The organism is Microbacterium pollutisoli (assembly GCF_053586795.1).
In genome coordinates, this window is record NZ_JBNYWT010000002.1 from 172,851 (window position 1) to 189,587 (window position 16,737).

Consider the following 16,737-nt stretch of genomic DNA (forward strand, 5'->3'; position numbering starts at 1 on the left):
CACAGCCCGATCCCCGGTGCGCGGAGCCCCCCGTCGGGCCGCGCCCACCGGCATCCGTGCGCGGATTTCGCATTCGGAACACCCCGACGTAGAGTCAGCCCATGGAAGCCGAACTGCAGACCGACATCGTCGTCCGTCCCGTTCGAGACGTGGATGCCGAGGCCCTCGGCCGGGTGCACGCCACGTGCTGGCACGAGACCTATGACCACCTGGTGAGCAAGGCGGCGCTCGAGCGCGTGTCGCCCAAGCGCCTGGCCGAGCTGTGGACCCACTGGGCCGTGCAGGGCCCCGAATTCCGCATGTCCGCCGCCCTGGTCGACGGCGAGATCGTCGGCTTCGTCGGCTCGGGCCCCGCCCGCGATCGCGACGCCCCGCGCGACCGGGAGCTGTACTTCATCTACCTGCTCGGCAAGTACCACGGCACCGGCCTGGGCAAGCGGCTGTTCGACGCGGCGGTCGACGAGGGCGAGCCCCTCTACCTGTGGGTCGCCGAGGACAACCCGCGCGCCCACCGGTTCTACGAGCGCAACGGCTTCACACTCGACGGGGCGACGCACACCGAGCCGTTCCTCGGCGAGACGCTCACCGAGGTCCGCTTCGTCCGCTGACCCTCGGGTGCCCGGTCACACCTGAGCCGGCTGCAGCTTCGCCAGCCGCAGCCAGGTCTCGACCACCGTGTCCGGATTCAGCGACATCGACTCGATCCCCTGCTCGACGAGCCATTCGGCCAGGTCGGGGTGGTCGCTGGGCCCCTGCCCGCAGATGCCGACGTACTTGCCCTGCCGTCGGCACGCCTCGATCGCCAGCGACAGCATGCGGCGCACGGCCGGGTCGCGCTCGTCGAACGTGTCGGCGACGAGGGACGAATCCCGGTCCAACCCGAGCGTGAGCTGGGTCATGTCGTTCGAGCCGATCGAGAACCCGTCGAAGTGCGCGAGGAACTCGTCGGCGAGCACGGCGTTGGCGGGCAGTTCGCACATCATGATGACCTTCAGGTCGTTCTCGCCGCGCCGCAGCCCGTTCTGGGCGAGCAGGTCGACGACGGCGCCCGCCTCACCGAGGGTGCGGACGAACGGCACCATGATCTGCACGTTGCTCAGCCCCATCTCGTCGCGCACGAACCGCAGCGCCTCGCACTCCATGTCGAAGCAGGCGCGGAAGTCGTCGGACACGTAGCGGCTGGCGCCCCGGTAGCCGAGCATCGGGTTCTCTTCGCGCGGCTCGTACCGCTCGCCGCCGATGAGGCCGGCGTACTCGTTCGACTTGAAGTCGCTCAGCCGGACGATGACCGGCTCGGGGGCGAACGCGGCGGCGATCATCGAGACGCCCTCGGCGACCCGCTGGATGAAGTAGTCCCGCGGCGACGGGTACGCGGCGATGCGCTCGGCCACCTCGGTCTTCAGCGGCTCGGGCAGCGTGTCGTACTCGAGCAGCGCACGCGGGTGGATGCCGATCTGACGGTTGATGATGAACTCGAGCCGCGCCAGCCCCACGCCGCGATGCGGCAGCTTCGCGAACGCGAACGCCTGGTCGGGGGTGCCGACGTTCATCATGATCTTCACCGGGGAGGCCGGCATCTGATCCAGGTGCGTCTCCTGCTGCTCGAAGGCGAGCCGGCCCGCATAGACGAAGCCCTCGTCGCCCTCCGCGCACGAGACGGTGGCCTCCCGGCCGTCGGTGAGGGTGCGGGTGGCATCGCCGGTGCCGACCACCGCGGGGATGCCCAGCTCGCGTGCGATGATCGCTGCGTGACAGGTGCGGCCGCCGCGGTCGGTGACGATGGCCGAGGCGCGCTTCATGATCGGCTCCCAGTCGGGGTCGGTCATGTCGGCCACGAGCACGTCGCCGGGCTGGAACTGGTGCATCTGGTCGATCGAGGTCAGCACCCGCACCGGTCCAGCGCCGATCTTCTGTCCGATGGCCCGTCCGGTCGCGATCACCTCACTGTGCTCGTCGAGCACGAAGCGGCGCATGACGTTGCCGTCGTCGCGTGAGACGACGGTCTCCGGCCGCGCCTGCAGGATGTAGAGCCGGCCGTCGACGCCGTCCTTGCCCCACTCGATGTCCATCGGCCGGCCGTAGTGCTCCTCGATGACCAGGGCGTGCCGGCCGAGCTCTTCGACGTCGGCGTCGGTGATGCTCAGGCGCGCGCGGTCATCGGCCGGCACGTCCCGGAACACCGTGCTCGCACCCACGTCGGTGCTGTCGGCGTAGCGCATGGCGACGGCCTTCTCGCCGACCGAGCGCTTCAGGATGGCGGGGCGTCCGGCGCGCAGCGCCGGCTTGTACACGTAGAACTCGTCGGGGTTCACCGCGCCCTGGACGACCGCCTCGCCCAGCCCGTAGGAGCTGGTGATGAACACCGCGTCGCCGAACCCGGACTCGGTGTCGACGGTGAACATGACGCCCGACGCACCGATGTCCGACCGCACCATGCGCTGCACGCCCGCCGAGAGCGCGACGTCGTGGTGGTCGAACCCGTGGTGCACCCGGTAGGCGATGGCCCGGTCGTTGTACAGCGAGGCGTAGACGCTGCGGATCGCGCCGAGGATGCTGTCGATGCCCCCGATGTTGAGGAACGTCTCCTGCTGGCCGGCGAAGCTCGCGTCCGGCAGGTCTTCGGCGGTGGCGCTGGAGCGCACCGCCCAGGTGACCGCGTCGGGGTCGGGGTCGCCCTCGAGCAGCTTCGCGTAGGCCGCGCGGATGTCCGCGTCGAGGCCGGCGGGGATGGGCTGCTCCTCGATCCAGGAGCGGATGAGCGAGCCGACGCGGGCCAGCTCGGTGACGTCCTCGACGTCGATGGCCTCGACCGCGTCCTTGATGCGCTCATAGAGGCCGTCGGCGGCCAGGAACGACCGGTACGCGTCGGCGGTGGTGGCAAACCCGCCGGGCACGCGCACGCCGAGGTCGGACAGATGCGAGACCATCTCTCCCAGCGAGGCGTTCTTGCCCCCGACCTGGGCCAGGTCGCCCATGCCGATCTCGTCGAACCAGAGAATGCTGCTCATCATGTGACCCCTTGGTGGTGGTGTGCGGTGGTGCGCCGGCGCATGGCCTGCAGGATGACCGCGGACATCTCCTCGACGCTTTTCGTGGAGGAGTTGAGGAACGGCACGCGATTGCGCCGGTAGAGGTCTTCGGCGCGACGCAGCTCCAGGGCACACTGCTCGAGGCTGGAGTACGTCGAGTTCGGGCGGCGCTCGTGGCGCACCTGGCTCAGCCGCAGCGGTGTGGTGGTCAGGCCGAAGCAGCGGTCGGCGTAGGGGGCCACCCACTTCGGCAGCCCGTCGGTGGGGAAGTCGTCGTCGGTGAGCGGATAGTTGGCCACGAGCAGGCCGTACTGCAGCGCCAGGTACATCGTGGTGGGCGTCTTGCCGCAGCGGCTGGGCGCGATGATGATGACGTCGGCGATGTCGAGGGCGCGGCGGCTCTGCCCGTCGTCGTGCTCGATGGCGTACTCCACCGCGCGCATGCGGGCGAAGTACCGGTCGACGTCGCCGACGCTGTGGTACTGGCCGAGCTGCTCGGACGCGGTCACGCCCAGCGCCCGTTCGAGCTCGACCAGGTGTCCGGCGAGCAGGTCGATGATGATGGCACGCGCGGTGGCGATCTCCACCCGCAGCGAGGCGGTCTTCACGGTGGTGAACACGATCGGCAGGCCCTGCCCGGCATCCGCGCCGTTGATCTCGCGCACGACGCTGCGGGCGCCTTCGACGGTGTCGATGAACGGGATCGTGCGCCGCTCGAACCCGATGCCCGGGAAGTTCGCCAGCAGCGCGCTGCCGACCGTCTCGGCGGTGATGCCCGTGGAGTCGGACACGAAGTACACGGCGCGCGTGCCCGTGCGCACCGGCGTGGCCCCGGTCGCGATCGGCACGTTCCGATCGATCACCGCAGGGCACCGCCGCGCATGCGCGCCCGGGTCGAAGATCGCCTCATGGGGCAAATCTAAAGACCGCGCAGGCGCACTTTCGATGGGAGCGAGCGCAAAGAAACCCGATTCTTGTCCTGTCGGCAGGATCCTGTCGCGGCGGCAGGCTCAGTGGCCGGAGGCGGGCAGCTCGACGCGCTCGAGCGTGTAGGCGGTGGGCTCGAGGGCCTTCGACATGATGCTGGTCATCACCGGCAGCGGCACCTGCCGCGATCGATTGCCCTGGAAGGTGCCGAGGATCGACATCGCCCGGTTCACGACCGAGCGGGACCCGTCGTTGTCGATGGCTTCCATTGACGTCAGTGTCACGCCGGTCACGCTACCCGGGGTTGTACGCTCTGTCATCCACTTGTACGCATAGCGTCCACGCGGGTTTCCGCTGCCGCCGCGAAGTTCCGCTGGCGCCGCGAGCCGCCCATCTGTGTACGACCCGCCCAGATACGTACCGTCCGCACCTGGGCGTCTCGCACGCAGGTAGGCGGCTCGTGGGAAGAGCGGCTCGCGGGAGGGCCGGTCCTCGAGGAGTGCGGAGGAAGGGTGAGCAGGGGCGGGGTCAGACCAGGGGGCCGGCGGCCAGGTATTCGAGCTGCGCGCGCACGGAGGCCTCGGCGGCGAACCGGATGGCGGGGTCGACGTTCCCGTAGACGTCGTCGACGACGGCGGCGACCACGGCCGCGTCGCCCGAGGGCTCGAGCCCGCGCGCGGCGAGCAGCTCCCGCACCTGGTCGAGCCGCATGCGCCGATGCCCGGCGTAGGTGCGACACACTTCGGCGAGGCTCGGCAGCTTGTCTCCGTGCGCCGGCAGGACCGTGACGTCGCCGTAGCCGGCCAGTCGGTCGAGCGACGCGAGGTACCGGCCGAGCGATCCGTCGGGGTGCGCGATGATCGTCGTGCCCCGGCCCAGGATCGTGTCACCGGTGATCATCGATCCGCGAGGGGTGGATGCCGGTGCGGCCTCACTGCCGGGCACCCCGGCATCCTCGGGCAGGAACAGCGACACCGAGTCGGCGGTGTGCCCGGGCGTGGTCAGCACCTCGACGCGGGTGCCGCCGGCGTCGATCACCTCGCCGTCGTCCAGCGGCGGGGCGTCGATGCACAGGTGCGGGTCGAAGGCGCGCACGGGGGCACCGGTCATCTCGGCGAAGCGCGCGGCGGCCTCGGTGTGGTCGCGGTGGTGGTGCGTGAGGACGATGAGCTCCACCGGGCCCTGAGCCTGCAGCGCCGCCAGGTGCGCCTCCTCCTCCGGCCCCGGGTCGACCACGAGCGCGGCGGCGCCCGGGGCCCGCACGACGAGCGAGTTGGTGCCGTCGAGGGTCATCGGCCCGGCGTTGGGCGCGAGGATCCGCGTGACCAGCTGCGTCCAGCGTTCGGCGTGGGTCATGGCGGCTCCTCGAGAAGGCGTCAGGTGGCGGTCACCGGCATCCGCTCACCGTCCGCTGACGGTGCCGAACAGGCGGGCGATGGGCGCGATGGTCAGGGGGCGCGCCGCCACCCACGCGGCCGCGATGACCACGAGCGAGGCGACGAACATCCAGAATCCGGTCCAGTTGTCGGCGTAGGCTGCGGGGTCGACCGACCCCTGCGCCGCGTACATGTGGTTGAGGTTGCGCAGCGCACCGGTCGCGAAGACGAGGAACACGTGGATCGCGATGAACACCACGAAGTACAGCATCACCGGGAAGTGCAGCGTGCGCGCCCACTCGACGGGGTAGAGCTCGTTGAGCTTCTTGGCGTTCTTCGGCCACAGGCCGCTCATGCGGTAGCCGGTGATGGCGGCCAGCGGCGCGGCGATGAAGATCGTCGTGAAGTAGGCGATCTGCTGCAGCGAGTTGTAGTTGACCCAGCCGTTCTCGGTCGGCCAGTCCAGCGAGACGTACTGCAGCGCGGCCGACAGCGCGTTCGGGAAGACCTCCCAGCTGGTGGGGATCACCCGCATCCACTGCCCGGTCACGAACAGCAGCACGACGAACACGACACCGTTGACCAGCCACAGCACGTCGAGCGCCTGGTGGAACCAGATCGTGAGACTGGTCTTGCCCTTCGGGTCGTTGCGGGGCGTCCAGAACGCGGTCGGACGCTTCTCGGTGCGCACGCGCAGGCCCGACCGGATGATCAACACCATCAGGAACACGTTGAGGAAGTGCTGCCACCCCAGCCATCCGGGGAAGCCGACCGGTGCCCCCTCGGGCAGGTGGTACTCGCCCGGGTACGCGGCCAGGAAGTCCTGGCCCCACGGCGTGGACAGGAAGAAGCGCACGAGCGCCACGGCCATGCCGGCCAAGATCAGCAGCGCGGCGCCGCCGACGACGACGGCTCCGGCCCACTGCCCCTTGGTGAACGGGCCGATCCGGGCGGGCTCGGGTCGCGGTGCCGGACGGTGGGTAGCCGAGCGTCCCGGCCATACCGAGCGGGTGAACGGCAGCGGCGCCTGCGGGCCCTCGGGGGTGGTCGCGACGGCGGTGGATGCCGGTTCCGCGGCGGGCGCGGCGGCAGCAGCCGGGGCGGTGGCCGTCGCGGGTGCGGGAGATGCGGCGGGCGCGGCTGCGGTCTCGGGGGCATCGGCTGTGGTCTCGGCGGGCGCAGCCGTTGCCGGCGCACCGACGGTCGCGATGCGTGCGACGGTGCCGGCCGGCGGCCAGGACTCCCCCCCGGCGACGCGCGGCAGTCCACGGCGTGCGGTCGTGCCGTCGGCCGGGTGCGGCGCCCCGGCGGTCGCACCGGTCCCGACCTGCGCCGGTGCGGGGTGCGCGGCGGGTGCGTCCGCCCCCGCCGGCGGCAGCGGTGCGGGAGCGGCGGTGGGCGCCGGCTCCGCCGCCGCGGGCTGGGGGGCGGAAGCGGGCGCGCTGGACGCCGGAGTGACGGATGCCGGAGGCCACGGCTCGCCGCCGGTGACGCGCGGCAGCCCGCGGCGCAGGGCGACGGGTGCGGCGGGTGCGGCGGCCTGCGGGGCTGCGGCGACGGGTGCGGCGGCGGCAGCCTGCGGGGCTGCGGCCACGGACGGTGCAGTCTCGGCGGCCGGCGCCGCGGCCTCAGCGGCCGGCACAGCCTCAGCGGCCGGCGCGGCGACGTCACTCACTGGCGCGACGGACTCCGCCACCGGCGCGGCCGAGGCAGCGGTCTCCGCGGCCGCTCCCACGCCCTCGGGCGCGTCAGCGGCGGCCGGCCAGGGCTCGCCACCGGGCACGCGCGGCAGCCCGCGGCGCAGCGTCCGACCGTACGTCGCCATTACTTGGCCTTGTTCGCCTCGAGGGCCGCGATCAGCTGCGGCACCACCGTGAACAGGTCACCCACGACGCCGAAGTCGGCGACCTCGAAGATCGGGGCGTCGCCGTCCTTGTTGATCGCGACGATGGTCTTCGCCGTCTGCATGCCGGCCTTGTGCTGGATCGCGCCCGAGATGCCCAGGGCGACGTACAGCTGCGGCGAGACCGAGACACCGGTCTGGCCGACCTGGTGCGAGTAGGGCACGTATCCGGCATCCACCGCGGCGCGGGAGGCGCCCACGGCGGCACCCAGCACGTCGGCGAGCTGCTCCACGAGCGCGAACTTCTCCTGCGAGCCGAGGCCGCGGCCGCCCGAGACGACCTTCGCGGCACCGCGCAGTTCGGGGCGCGACGAGGTCGACACTTCGGCTTCGAACGACTCGACGGTGGCTGCCGCGGCACCGGAGGCGGTGACTTCCAGCGGCACGACCTCGGGGGCGGCGACCGCCTCGGCGCGGGCGTCGACGGCACCCTGGCGCACGGTGATCACCGGCGCACCGAAGGTGGCGGCGCTGGTGACGGTGAACGCGCCGCCGTAGACCGAGTGGTGGGCGACGATGCCTTCGTCGTCGCGGGCCACGCCCACGGCGTCGACCGAGAGGGCCGACTGCGAGCGCACCGCGAAGCGGCCGGCGACATCGCGGCCTTCGATCGAGTTGGAGATGAGCACGGCGTCGGGCTGCACGAGTGCGGCAGCCGCCTGCAGCGCGTCGACGACCGGCACCGTCAGCGTCGTGTCGGCACCGCCGAGTCCGGCGGTGAGCACCGTGCCGGCGCCGAGCTGACCGGCAGCGGCGGCGAGCGCGGCGTGGGTGTCGTCGCCGGAGACGACCAGCGCGACGGGCGTGCCGACCTGCGCGGCGGCGCCGATCAGGCCCGCCGACGACTTGGCCAGCTCACCGTCGGGGGTCACATCGAGCAGGACGAGGATCGAGTCCGCAGCGAATTGAGTCATCACAGTCCCCTCAGGCCAGTCGGTTCTCGATCAGGTACGCGGCGAGCTTCTCGCCGGCGTCGCCCTCGTCGACGATCTTCACACCCGCGCCCCGCGGCGGCTTCTCGCCGACGGTGACCAGGATCGACTGCGGTGCGACAGCCGGGTCCACCTCGACGCCGAGGTCGGCCAGCGAGATCGTCTCGAACGGCTTCTTCTTGGCGGCCATGATCCCCTTGAAGTTGGGGAACCGCGCGTCGGGAAGTGCTTCGGTGATGGAGATGACGGCGGGAAGGCCCGTCGAGACCTTCGCCTTGCCGGCATCCGTCGCCCGCGTGCCGGTGACAGCGGACTCGGAGATCTCGACCTCGGCCAGCGCGGTGGCGTGCGGCACCCCGAGGTGCTCGGCGAGCATCGCCGGGATCACGCCGCCGGAGCCGTCGGTCGACAGGTTGCCGGTGATGACCAGGTCGAATCCGGTGCGCTGCACGGCGGCGGCCAGCACCTTCGCGGTGACGCCGAGGTCGGCGCCGACCAGCGCCTCGTCGACGATCTGCACCGCCGAGCCCGCGCCCATCGCCAGGCCCTTGCGGATCGTCGCGGCCGAGGCCTCGGGGGCCATCGAGAGGACGACGACTTCGGTGCCGGCGTTCGCGTCCGCGTACTTCAGCGCGACTTCGAGGGCGCGCTCGCCGATCTCGTCGAGCACGCGTTCGGACGCCTCACGGTCGGCCAACCCGGTTTCGAGATCGAGCTTTCGATCCCCGTAAGTGTCGGGGACTTCTTTGACCAGAACGACGATCTTCATCGACATCTCCTCACGCCTGCGGCGAGTCTAATAGTCGTGGGCGTTATGTACCCAATCGGGCCTCATCGAGTGGAATATCCGGGTGCTGACGGCGTCTGTGTATACACAGTCCGTTGCATGCGATGTTTCCCGAGGCCGGCGCCGCGCGGGTGGATGCCGCGACGACGACCGGCGGGGACCTTCTCCAGCCTCCCGCACGGCGGCCCGGATCCCAAGTCGGGCTGAGGAAACCGACTACCGTGATCACCGACGACGGGAGGCGATTGTGGTTGATCGCGAACGCCGCGCGCTCGACCCCATCGCCGAGGCGCAGCGGCAGTGGCGGGCGCACGGCTGGGCCGATGCGGCGACCGGCATGACGGTGGTCACCTCGATCATGCGCGCGCAGCAGCTGCTGCTGGCCCGTGTGGACGACGCGCTGCGGCCGTTCGGTCTCACCTTCGCCCGGTACGAGCTGCTGACGCTGCTGAGTTTCACGCGCGACGGGCGGATGCCGATGTCCTCGGCCTCCGCGCGGCTGCAGGTGCATCCGACGAGCGTGACCAACACCGTCGACCGGCTCGAGGCCGCGGGTCTCGTGCGGCGGGAGGCACACCCGTCCGACGGCCGCGGGCGCCTGGTGGTGCTCACCGCCGCGGGGCGCGAGCTGGCCGGACGGGCCACCGCCGCGCTCAACAGCGAGGTGTTCCGCACGCCGGGGCTGGATGCCGCGGATGCGGAGGGGCTCATCGAGATCGTCGCGCGCCTGCGCGAGAACGCCGGCGATCCGGTCGACCCGGCCTGACCGGCGCGCGACACAGCTACGGGGGAGACTTCCGCCTCCGCGCGGTCGGTCAGGCCGTCCGCATCGTGGCGGCACGTTCCCGGCCGCCTCGATCAGCCGCGGCACCCCGGCCGCGACGGGCGCGGGATGCTCGCCCCGCTGGTGGATCGGATTCCGGGCCGGCGCTGACCCGGCATCCGATCGTCAGCGTCCGGTGAAGTCCGGCGTGCGCTTCTCGACGAACGCGGCCATGCCCTCTTTCTGGTCGGCGGTGTCGAACAGCGCCGCGAAGGCGTGCCGCTCGAACCGCAGACCCTCGGCGAGCGAGGTCTCCATCGCCGCGTCGAGGGCGGCCTTGGCCGCGTACACCGACGGGAGCGACTTGGCGGCGATGGTCTCGGCCGTGTCCGCCGCCTCGTCGAGCAGATCGGATGCCGGGACGACCCGGGAGACCAGTCCGGCACGTTCGGCTTCTGCGGCATCCATCATGCGACCGGTGAGCACGAGTTCGGCGGCCTTGTAGTAGCCGACGGCGCGGATGAGGCGCTGGGTGCCGCCCATGCCGGGGATGACGGCGAGGTTGATCTCGGGCTGACCGAACTTCGCGGTGTCGGCGGCCAGGATGATGTCGCACATCATCGCCAGTTCGCACCCGCCGCCCAGCGCGAAGCCGGAGACGGCGGCGATCACCGGCGTGCGCACGGCGGCGAACCGGCCCCAGGCGCCGAAGTGGTCGCCCATGAGCATGTCGAGGCCGGTCTTGCTGCTCATCTCCTTGATGTCGGCCCCGGCGGCGAACGCGCGCTCGCTGCCGGTGACGACGATGGCCCCGATGCCCTCATCGGCGTCGAACGCCTCGGCGGCGGTCACCACCTCGTGCATCACCTGCGAGTTCAGGGCGTTCAGGGCTTCGGGACGGTTCAGGGTGATCCAGCCCACGCGTCCGCGCGTGTCGACGAGGATCGTCTCATAGGAAGTCATACCCTCATGCTCCCAGAACGGCGCGGCCGATGATCACCCGCATGATCTCGTTCGTGCCCTCGAGGATCTGGTGCACCCGCAGGTCGCGCACGATCTTCTCGATGCCGTACTCCTGCAGGTATCCGTACCCGCCGTGCAGCTGCAGCGCCTGGTTGGCGACCTCGAACCCGGCGTCGGTGGCGAAGCGCTTGGCCATCGCGCACTGCATGACGGCGTCGGGCGCGTCGTCGTCGATCGCGCGGGCGGCGTCCCGGACGAGGGCCCGCGCCGCCTTCAGCTGCGTGGCCATGTCGGCCAGCGCGAACACGACCGCCTGCTTCTCGGCGAGCGGCTCGCCGAACGTGAACCGCTCCTGCACGTACCGGGTCGCGCGGTCGAGCGCCCACTGCGCACCGCCGAGCGAGCAGGCGGCGATGTTGATGCGTCCGCCGTTGAGCCCGCTCATGGCGATCTTGAACCCGCCGCCGAGCTCGCCGAGAACAGCGGATGCCGGAACCCGCACCTCGTCGAGGATCACCTGACGGGTCGGCTGCGCCTTCCACCCCATCTTCTTCTCGTTCGCACCGAAGCTCAGCCCCGTGGCGTCCGCCGGCACGAGGAACGCCGTGATGCCGCGCGAGCCGGGCTCGCCGGTGCGCGCCATCACGACATAGACGTCGGCCTCGCCCGCCCCGGAGATGAACTGCTTGACCCCGGTGAGCACGTACTCGTCACCGTCGGCGATGGCGGTCGTGGTGATGGCGGCGGCGTCCGATCCGGCACCGGGCTCGGTCAGGCAGTAGGCGCCCAGGCGCCGCATGCCGGTGAGGTCGGGCAGCCACTGCCGGCGCTGTGCGTCGGCGCCGTACGAGTCGATCATCCAGGCGACCATGTTGTGGATCGAGATGTACGCGGCGATGGTGGGGTCGCCCATCGCCAGCGCCTCGAAGATGGCCACGGCGTCCTCGCGGTGCAGCCCCGAGCCGCCCACGTCCTCGCGCACGTAGATGCCGCCCACGCCCAGCTCACCCGCCGCGCGCAGGACGTCACGCGGGAAGTGTCGTCGCTCGTCCCAGTCGAGCGCGTGCGGCTCGAGCTCGTGCGCCGCGAAGCTCCGCACGGCATCGAGGATGGCGGCCCGCTCTTCGCCGGAGAGGGCGGGGGTGAGAGTCATGCTCATGTGATCACGTCCTCGTGAAACAGGGTGACAGCGTTGTGGTGGCCCACGTGGGGCACTGTGCTCAGTTTACATGGACGTCCTAGTATTCAGAAGCGGACGGATGCACGCATCATTCGCCCACCGTTCACGGGGACGTCACCGGGCCTGGTTAGGACTTGAGGAGCGCGGATCCGCGCACTCCCGAATCCCGAATCGACGAGGATACCCATGCCCCTGCAGTCCTTCCGCCGTCCGGTCGCGCTCGGTGCGGCTGCCGCGGTCCTGTGCACTCTCGCACTGGCCCCGACAGCCGCGTCCGCGCAGATCGTGCCGACACCGGTCACCGTCTCCGCCCCGGATGCCGCACTCACCCTGACACCCCTCGGCTCGTACGAGACCGGCGTCTTCGACGCGTCCGCCGCTGAGATCGTGCAGGCCTTCGGCGACCGCCTGTTCGTCGTGAACGCCCAGGCCGGAGCGGTCGACGTGCTCGACTACGCGGACCCCACCGCGATCACGAAGCTGTTCTCGATCGCCTCGACGGGGACGGCGAACTCGGTCGCGATCCGCGACGACGGCCTGGGCGTCATCGCGGTGGAGGCGCCGGTGAAGACCGACCCCGGCCACCTCGTCTTCTTCGACGCGAACGCGGGAGATGCCGGGGCGGCACTCCTCGGCACGGTCGAGGTGGGCGCCCTCCCCGACATGGTGACGATCTCACCCGACGGTTCGTATGCGGTCGTGGCGAACGAGGGCGAACCGGCCGACGACTTCTCGGTCGACCCCGAAGGGTCGATCGCCGTCGTCGCGCTGCCCGCCGGTCTGACCGCGCCCGCCCAGAGCGACGTGCGCATCGCCGACTTCCACGCCTACGAGACCGCCGTGCCCGATGGGGTGCGCGTGTTCGGCCCGACCGTCGGCGTCGACTTCCCGGTCAGCCGCAACCTCGAGCCCGAGTACATCACCGTCGACGGCGGCACCGCCTACGCGACGCTGCAAGAGGCCAACGCGCTCGCCGTCGTCGATCTCGATTCGGCCACGGTCACCGGCATCCATCCGCTCGGAGTCAAGGACCACGGCCTCGAGCAGAACGCACTCGACCCGAGCGACCGCGACGCGGGCTTCGACCTGCGCGCCTACGAGGGCCTGTACAGCGTCTACATGCCCGACGCGATCGACTCGTACACCGCCGGCGGCCAGACCTACCTCGTCACCGCCAACGAGGGCGACGCCCGCGAATGGGGCGACTACGTCGAGGCTGCCCGGGTCAAGGACCTCGCAGACGACGGCTACGGCCCGGTCTGCACCGACAGCCCGCTGGCCGGCGCGCTCGCGGACGCCGACCTCGGACGGCTGAACGTCACGATCGAGGGCGGATTCGATGGGGATGCCGGGTGCTACCGGGAGCTGTACGCGTTCGGCTCCCGGTCGTTCTCGATCTGGACGACCGACGGTGAGCAGGTCTGGGACTCGGGCTCGTCGTTCGAGGAGATCACCGCCGCCGCGGCGCCGGAGTTCTTCAACTCGAACCACTCCGAGTCGAACTTCGAGGGGCGCAGCGACGACAAGGGCCCCGAGCCGGAGGCGATCGTGATCGGCGAGGTGGGCGGCCGCACCTACGCGTTCGTGGGCTTCGAGCGCGTGGGCGGCGTCGCCGTCTACGACGTGACCGACCCGGCGGCATCCGCGTTCGTCACCTACGTGAACAACCGCGACTTCTCCCAGTCGGTGGAGGACGGGGGCGACCTGGCGACGGCCGGAGACCTCGGGCCCGAGTCGATCGCCTTCATCGCCGCGGCCGATTCCCCCACCGGCGCGCCGCTGATCGCGGTCGGCAACGAAGTGTCCGGCACCACGACGGTCTTCGCGATCGACGACGCCCTCGCTCCCGAGACTACCGACATCCAGGTCCTCACGATCAACGACTTCCACGGCCGGATCGAGCAGAACCTCGGCAACGGCGAGGCCGGCGCGGCGAGCATCGCCGGCGCGGTCGATGCGTTCGAGGCCGCCAACCCGAACACCCTGTTCGTGTCGGCCGGTGACAACATCGGCGCATCGACGTTCACCTCCTTCATCCAGCAGGACGCCCCGACCATCGACGCGCTGGTCGCGGCGGGTCTCGACCTGGGCGCCGTGGGCAACCACGAGTTCGATGCCGGCTTCGCCGACCTGACCGACCGGGTGCTGCCTCGCTACGGCGACCTCGCGTACGGACTGGGCGCGAACGTGTACCGGGCCGGCACCGACACCCCGGCGCTGCCGGAGTACACCGTCGAGACCGTGGACGGTGTGCGGATCGCGTTCATCGGCACGGTGACCGAGGCCACCGCGTCGATGGTCAGCCCCGACGGCATTGCCGACATCGAGTTCGGCGACCAGCTGGAGGCGGCGAACCGTGTCGCGGCGCAGATCGCCGACGACGACCTGGCGGACGTCACGATCCTGCTCACCCACGAGGGGTCCGCCGGCGACAGCTGCACCGACATCGCGGCTGACCCGACCACATACGGCGAGCTCATCCGCGGCGCCTCCGCCGAGATCGACGCGATCGTGTCGGGTCACACGCATCAGAACTACGCGTGCGAGGTCGACGGACGTCCCGTGATCCAGGCGCTGGAGTACGGCAAGGCGCTGGGCACCCTCGACATCTCGGTGGATGCCACCACGAACGAGCTGGTGTCGATCACCGGCGGTGTGGTGCCGCTGGTCGTCGACGGCGCCGCCGTGTACGCCGACGCCCCGGAGGTGGCCGAGATCGTCGCCGATGCCGTCGCCGTGGCCGAGGTCGAGGGCGCTGTCGAGGTCGGCGCGATCAGCGGTGACATCCTGCGCGGCGGCACCCCGGCGGGCAGTGACCGCGGCGTCGAGTCGGCATTGGGCAACCTGGTCGCCGACGTGTACCTGTGGGCGACGTCGAACGATGCGTATGCGGGCACGCCGGCCGAGATCGGCATCATGAACCCCGGCGGTCTGCGGGCCGACCTGGTGTACGGCACGGACGGCACGGTGACCTACCGTGACGTCGCGAACGTACAGCCGTTCGCGAACTCGCTGGTCACCGTCACGCTCACCGGCGCACAGCTCAAGGCGGTGCTCGAAGAGCAGTGGCAGCCCGACGGCGCCTCGCGGCCGAAGCTGCACCTGGGCGTCTCGGACGGGTTCGGCTATGTGTACGACACCGACGCCGCCCGCGGCCAGCGCATCGTCTCGATGACACTCCACGGCGCGTCGATCGCCGCGGACGACCGGTTCACGGTCGTGACGAACTCGTTCCTCGCCGCCGGAGGCGACAACTTCACCACCTTCGCCGCCGGCACCGACCGTTCCGACACCGGGCAGGCCGACCTCGCAGCGACCGTGGCGTACTTCGCCGCGCACGATGTCGTCGACCCCGCGCCGCTGGGCCGAGCGGTCGCCGCCGAAGCCCCGACGCCGACCCCGGAGCCGGAGCCGCGGACCGATTGGGCCGAGGTGAACATCGGCACGGGCCGGGTCGAGCAGGGTGGCACGCTGCGCGTGGCGGTGTCGGCCCTGACGCCGGGTCAGCAGATCGCGGCGACGCTGTTCAGCGACCCGATCGTGGTCGAGGGCATCCCGGCCGCGGACGCCGCCGGCATGGTCAGCTTCACCGTCGCGATCCCGGCCGACCTCGCGGTGGGCGCGCACACGCTCGTGCTCGAGTCGGCCGGCCTGGACCCGATCGAGATCCCCGTGCAGGTGGTCCCCGCCGGTGCGCTCGCCGCCACCGGCGGCACCTTCCCCATCGGGTTCGTGACCGTGCTGGCCGTGATGACGGTGCTCGGCGGCGCGGTCCTGGTCACCCGCCGGCGCCGGCCCACTTTGCGGTAACCTCGGCATTCATCGGCGGCCCGGAAGCTCCGGCTTCCGGGCCGCCGTAGGACTCGATCAGGACAGACGACGAGCTCTCCGCTCACAGCATCTGCGGGTGTCACGGCACCGGGTCAGTACTCCCTGAGTACGGCCGTCGCTTCCCGCTCATCGAAGTCATCGGGAGGCTCGACGCGCCACCCGCGCTCTTTGAGAACCTCCGCGACCTCAGCCGGGCAGTCGCGTGCGATCGTGCGCACCTGGAACCGTCGCGCGAGTTCGCGATTGTCCTCAAGGGATGCCTTCCAGGGCGCATGCGCGTCGAATCGACACTCTTGGATCAAGAACTGCAGGAAATCCTCGACACCTGGACGGAACCTGCGGCCTCCCGTGGCGAAGTGGAGTGCGGACAGCGACATCGGAATGTCCCTGCGTCTCCCCTCGCGGTGAGTGCGAGCGAGGATGAATGAGAGGGAACCGCGCTCAGCATGGAACTGCCAGTGTGAAACAGGACGCGAGGTGCTCCGCGCTTCATACTCCAGCCGGACGAGAGGAGCATCTTCGAATGCCGGCGTGAGCGCCATACGGAGCTGATCTATCTTGAGAAACCCGTCTGCCGAACCCTCGGCAAACATGACGAACGACCATGTGGCCAGCTCGACACCATCTGCGTAGAGCGGCAGCCGAACCTGTGCCAGTGGGTCAGCGACGTCGACCGGTGAGATCCGAATGCGACCGGTGCGCGCGTTCTCCTGCGCGCGGATCGAGGGCGTGCCCGGCACCGTTGCGCGGATCATCTCTTCCAGACGTGCGGCAAACCCCTGCGCCTGGCCCAGCACCGGAGCTCAGTCTGTCAGCTCGTCTTCGCCGAGCAGGTAAGCGACGGAGTCGAGCTCGTTCCGCAGCGCCCACTCACGATCGCTGAGTATGCCGCGCGCGGCTCGATCGCGGAACTGCTCGTAAGAGTCGAGGTGAAGCTCGGCGAGCAACTCGGCGCGACGCGTGAGCAGTTGCTCGTTGCTCACCTGGATCACGGGTGCCATGTGAATCCTCCTGCCCTATGGCCACAGTAGAACATCGACCTCTGA

14 protein-coding genes are annotated in these 16,737 nt (G+C 70.6%); 3 read left to right on the forward strand and 11 right to left on the reverse strand.

Going from position 1 to position 16,737, the window contains the following annotated elements:
* Positions 1 to 101: 101 nt before the first annotated feature.
* Complete coding sequence (locus ACQ143_RS05595) at positions 102 to 608, forward strand: N-acetyltransferase family protein (RefSeq protein WP_449569720.1); 507 nt, start codon at positions 102 to 104, stop codon at positions 606 to 608.
* Positions 609 to 623: 15 nt separating this feature from the next.
* Here ACQ143_RS05595 and ppsA read toward each other — a convergent pair whose 3' ends face one another.
* The 7 genes from ppsA to ACQ143_RS05630 form a co-directional block, all read right to left on the reverse strand.
* Entirely contained in the window at positions 624 to 3,008 is a 2,385-nt protein-coding gene (gene ppsA, locus ACQ143_RS05600) for a phosphoenolpyruvate synthase (RefSeq protein ID WP_449569721.1), read from the reverse strand.
* On the reverse strand, positions 3,008 to 3,871 hold the full coding sequence (locus ACQ143_RS05605; RefSeq protein WP_449570135.1) for a pyruvate, water dikinase regulatory protein: 864 nt from the start codon (positions 3,869 to 3,871) through the stop codon (positions 3,008 to 3,010). Before ACQ143_RS05605 ends, ppsA begins: the two co-directional genes overlap by 1 nt.
* A gap of 168 nt (positions 3,872 to 4,039) precedes the next feature.
* Positions 4,040 to 4,240, reverse strand: a complete 201-nt coding sequence (locus tag ACQ143_RS05610; RefSeq protein WP_449569722.1) for a hypothetical protein — start codon at positions 4,238 to 4,240, stop codon at positions 4,040 to 4,042.
* Positions 4,241 to 4,484: 244 nt separating this feature from the next.
* The gene (locus ACQ143_RS05615; RefSeq protein WP_449569723.1) at positions 4,485 to 5,312 is read right to left on the reverse strand and encodes an MBL fold metallo-hydrolase; all 828 of its coding nucleotides are present in this window, start codon (positions 5,310 to 5,312) and stop codon (positions 4,485 to 4,487) included.
* A gap of 45 nt (positions 5,313 to 5,357) precedes the next feature.
* Complete coding sequence (locus ACQ143_RS05620; protein WP_449569724.1) at positions 5,358 to 7,157, reverse strand: cytochrome b/b6 domain-containing protein; 1,800 nt, start codon at positions 7,155 to 7,157, stop codon at positions 5,358 to 5,360.
* Positions 7,157 to 8,149 (reverse strand): electron transfer flavoprotein subunit alpha/FixB family protein, encoded by a 993-nt coding sequence (locus ACQ143_RS05625; protein ID WP_449569725.1) that lies wholly within the window; start codon positions 8,147 to 8,149, stop codon positions 7,157 to 7,159. Before ACQ143_RS05625 ends, ACQ143_RS05620 begins: the two co-directional genes overlap by 1 nt.
* A gap of 10 nt (positions 8,150 to 8,159) precedes the next feature.
* Complete coding sequence (locus ACQ143_RS05630) at positions 8,160 to 8,936, reverse strand: electron transfer flavoprotein subunit beta/FixA family protein (protein WP_449569726.1); 777 nt, start codon at positions 8,934 to 8,936, stop codon at positions 8,160 to 8,162.
* Between the two features lie 265 nt (positions 8,937 to 9,201).
* Between ACQ143_RS05630 and ACQ143_RS05635 the strand changes: the two genes are divergently transcribed.
* A complete protein-coding gene (locus tag ACQ143_RS05635; protein ID WP_449569727.1) occupies positions 9,202 to 9,720 on the forward strand; it encodes a MarR family winged helix-turn-helix transcriptional regulator in 519 nt (172 codons plus the stop codon).
* Positions 9,721 to 9,903: 183 nt separating this feature from the next.
* Here the strand turns inward: ACQ143_RS05635 and ACQ143_RS05640 are convergent, their stop codons facing one another.
* Complete coding sequence (locus ACQ143_RS05640) at positions 9,904 to 10,680, reverse strand: enoyl-CoA hydratase (protein ID WP_449569728.1); 777 nt, start codon at positions 10,678 to 10,680, stop codon at positions 9,904 to 9,906.
* Between the two features lie 4 nt (positions 10,681 to 10,684).
* Positions 10,685 to 11,839, reverse strand: coding sequence for an acyl-CoA dehydrogenase family protein (locus tag ACQ143_RS05645; RefSeq protein WP_449569729.1), 1,155 nt, complete (start codon positions 11,837 to 11,839; stop codon positions 10,685 to 10,687).
* A 207-nt stretch (positions 11,840 to 12,046) separates the two neighbouring features.
* Between ACQ143_RS05645 and ACQ143_RS05650 the strand changes: the two genes are divergently transcribed.
* Positions 12,047 to 15,670 carry a choice-of-anchor I family protein gene (locus tag ACQ143_RS05650; RefSeq protein WP_449569730.1) on the forward strand — a complete coding sequence of 1,208 codons (3,624 nt, stop codon included), beginning with the start codon at positions 12,047 to 12,049 and terminating at the stop codon, positions 15,668 to 15,670.
* A gap of 113 nt (positions 15,671 to 15,783) precedes the next feature.
* On the opposite strand, the gene ACQ143_RS05655 is transcribed toward ACQ143_RS05650, so the two are convergent.
* Entirely contained in the window at positions 15,784 to 16,488 is a 705-nt protein-coding gene (locus tag ACQ143_RS05655) for a hypothetical protein (protein ID WP_449569731.1), read from the reverse strand.
* Between the two features lie 6 nt (positions 16,489 to 16,494).
* The gene (locus ACQ143_RS05660) at positions 16,495 to 16,692 is read right to left on the reverse strand and encodes a hypothetical protein (RefSeq protein WP_449569732.1); all 198 of its coding nucleotides are present in this window, start codon (positions 16,690 to 16,692) and stop codon (positions 16,495 to 16,497) included.
* Positions 16,693 to 16,737: the final 45 nt, after the last annotated feature.

Bases quoted from the DNA above. Each gene is read 5' to 3' on its own strand.
- ACQ143_RS05650 (WP_449569730.1), top strand. From the start codon at position 12,047: ATGCCCCTGCAGTCCTTCCGCCGTCCGGTCGCGCTCGGTGCGGCTGCC.
- ACQ143_RS05620 (WP_449569724.1), bottom strand. From the start codon at position 7,157: ATGGCGACGTACGGTCGGACGCTGCGCCGCGGGCTGCCGCGCGTGCCC.
- ACQ143_RS05645 (WP_449569729.1), bottom strand. From the start codon at position 11,839: ATGAGCATGACTCTCACCCCCGCCCTCTCCGGCGAAGAGCGGGCCGCC.
- ACQ143_RS05625 (WP_449569725.1), bottom strand. From the start codon at position 8,149: ATGACTCAATTCGCTGCGGACTCGATCCTCGTCCTGCTCGATGTGACC.
- ACQ143_RS05595 (WP_449569720.1), top strand. From the start codon at position 102: ATGGAAGCCGAACTGCAGACCGACATCGTCGTCCGTCCCGTTCGAGAC.
- ACQ143_RS05630 (WP_449569726.1), bottom strand. From the start codon at position 8,936: ATGAAGATCGTCGTTCTGGTCAAAGAAGTCCCCGACACTTACGGGGAT.
- ACQ143_RS05660 (WP_449569732.1), bottom strand. From the start codon at position 16,692: ATGGCACCCGTGATCCAGGTGAGCAACGAGCAACTGCTCACGCGTCGC.
- ACQ143_RS05615 (WP_449569723.1), bottom strand. From the start codon at position 5,312: ATGACCCACGCCGAACGCTGGACGCAGCTGGTCACGCGGATCCTCGCG.
- ppsA (WP_449569721.1), bottom strand. From the start codon at position 3,008: ATGAGCAGCATTCTCTGGTTCGACGAGATCGGCATGGGCGACCTGGCC.
- ACQ143_RS05640 (WP_449569728.1), bottom strand. From the start codon at position 10,680: ATGACTTCCTATGAGACGATCCTCGTCGACACGCGCGGACGCGTGGGC.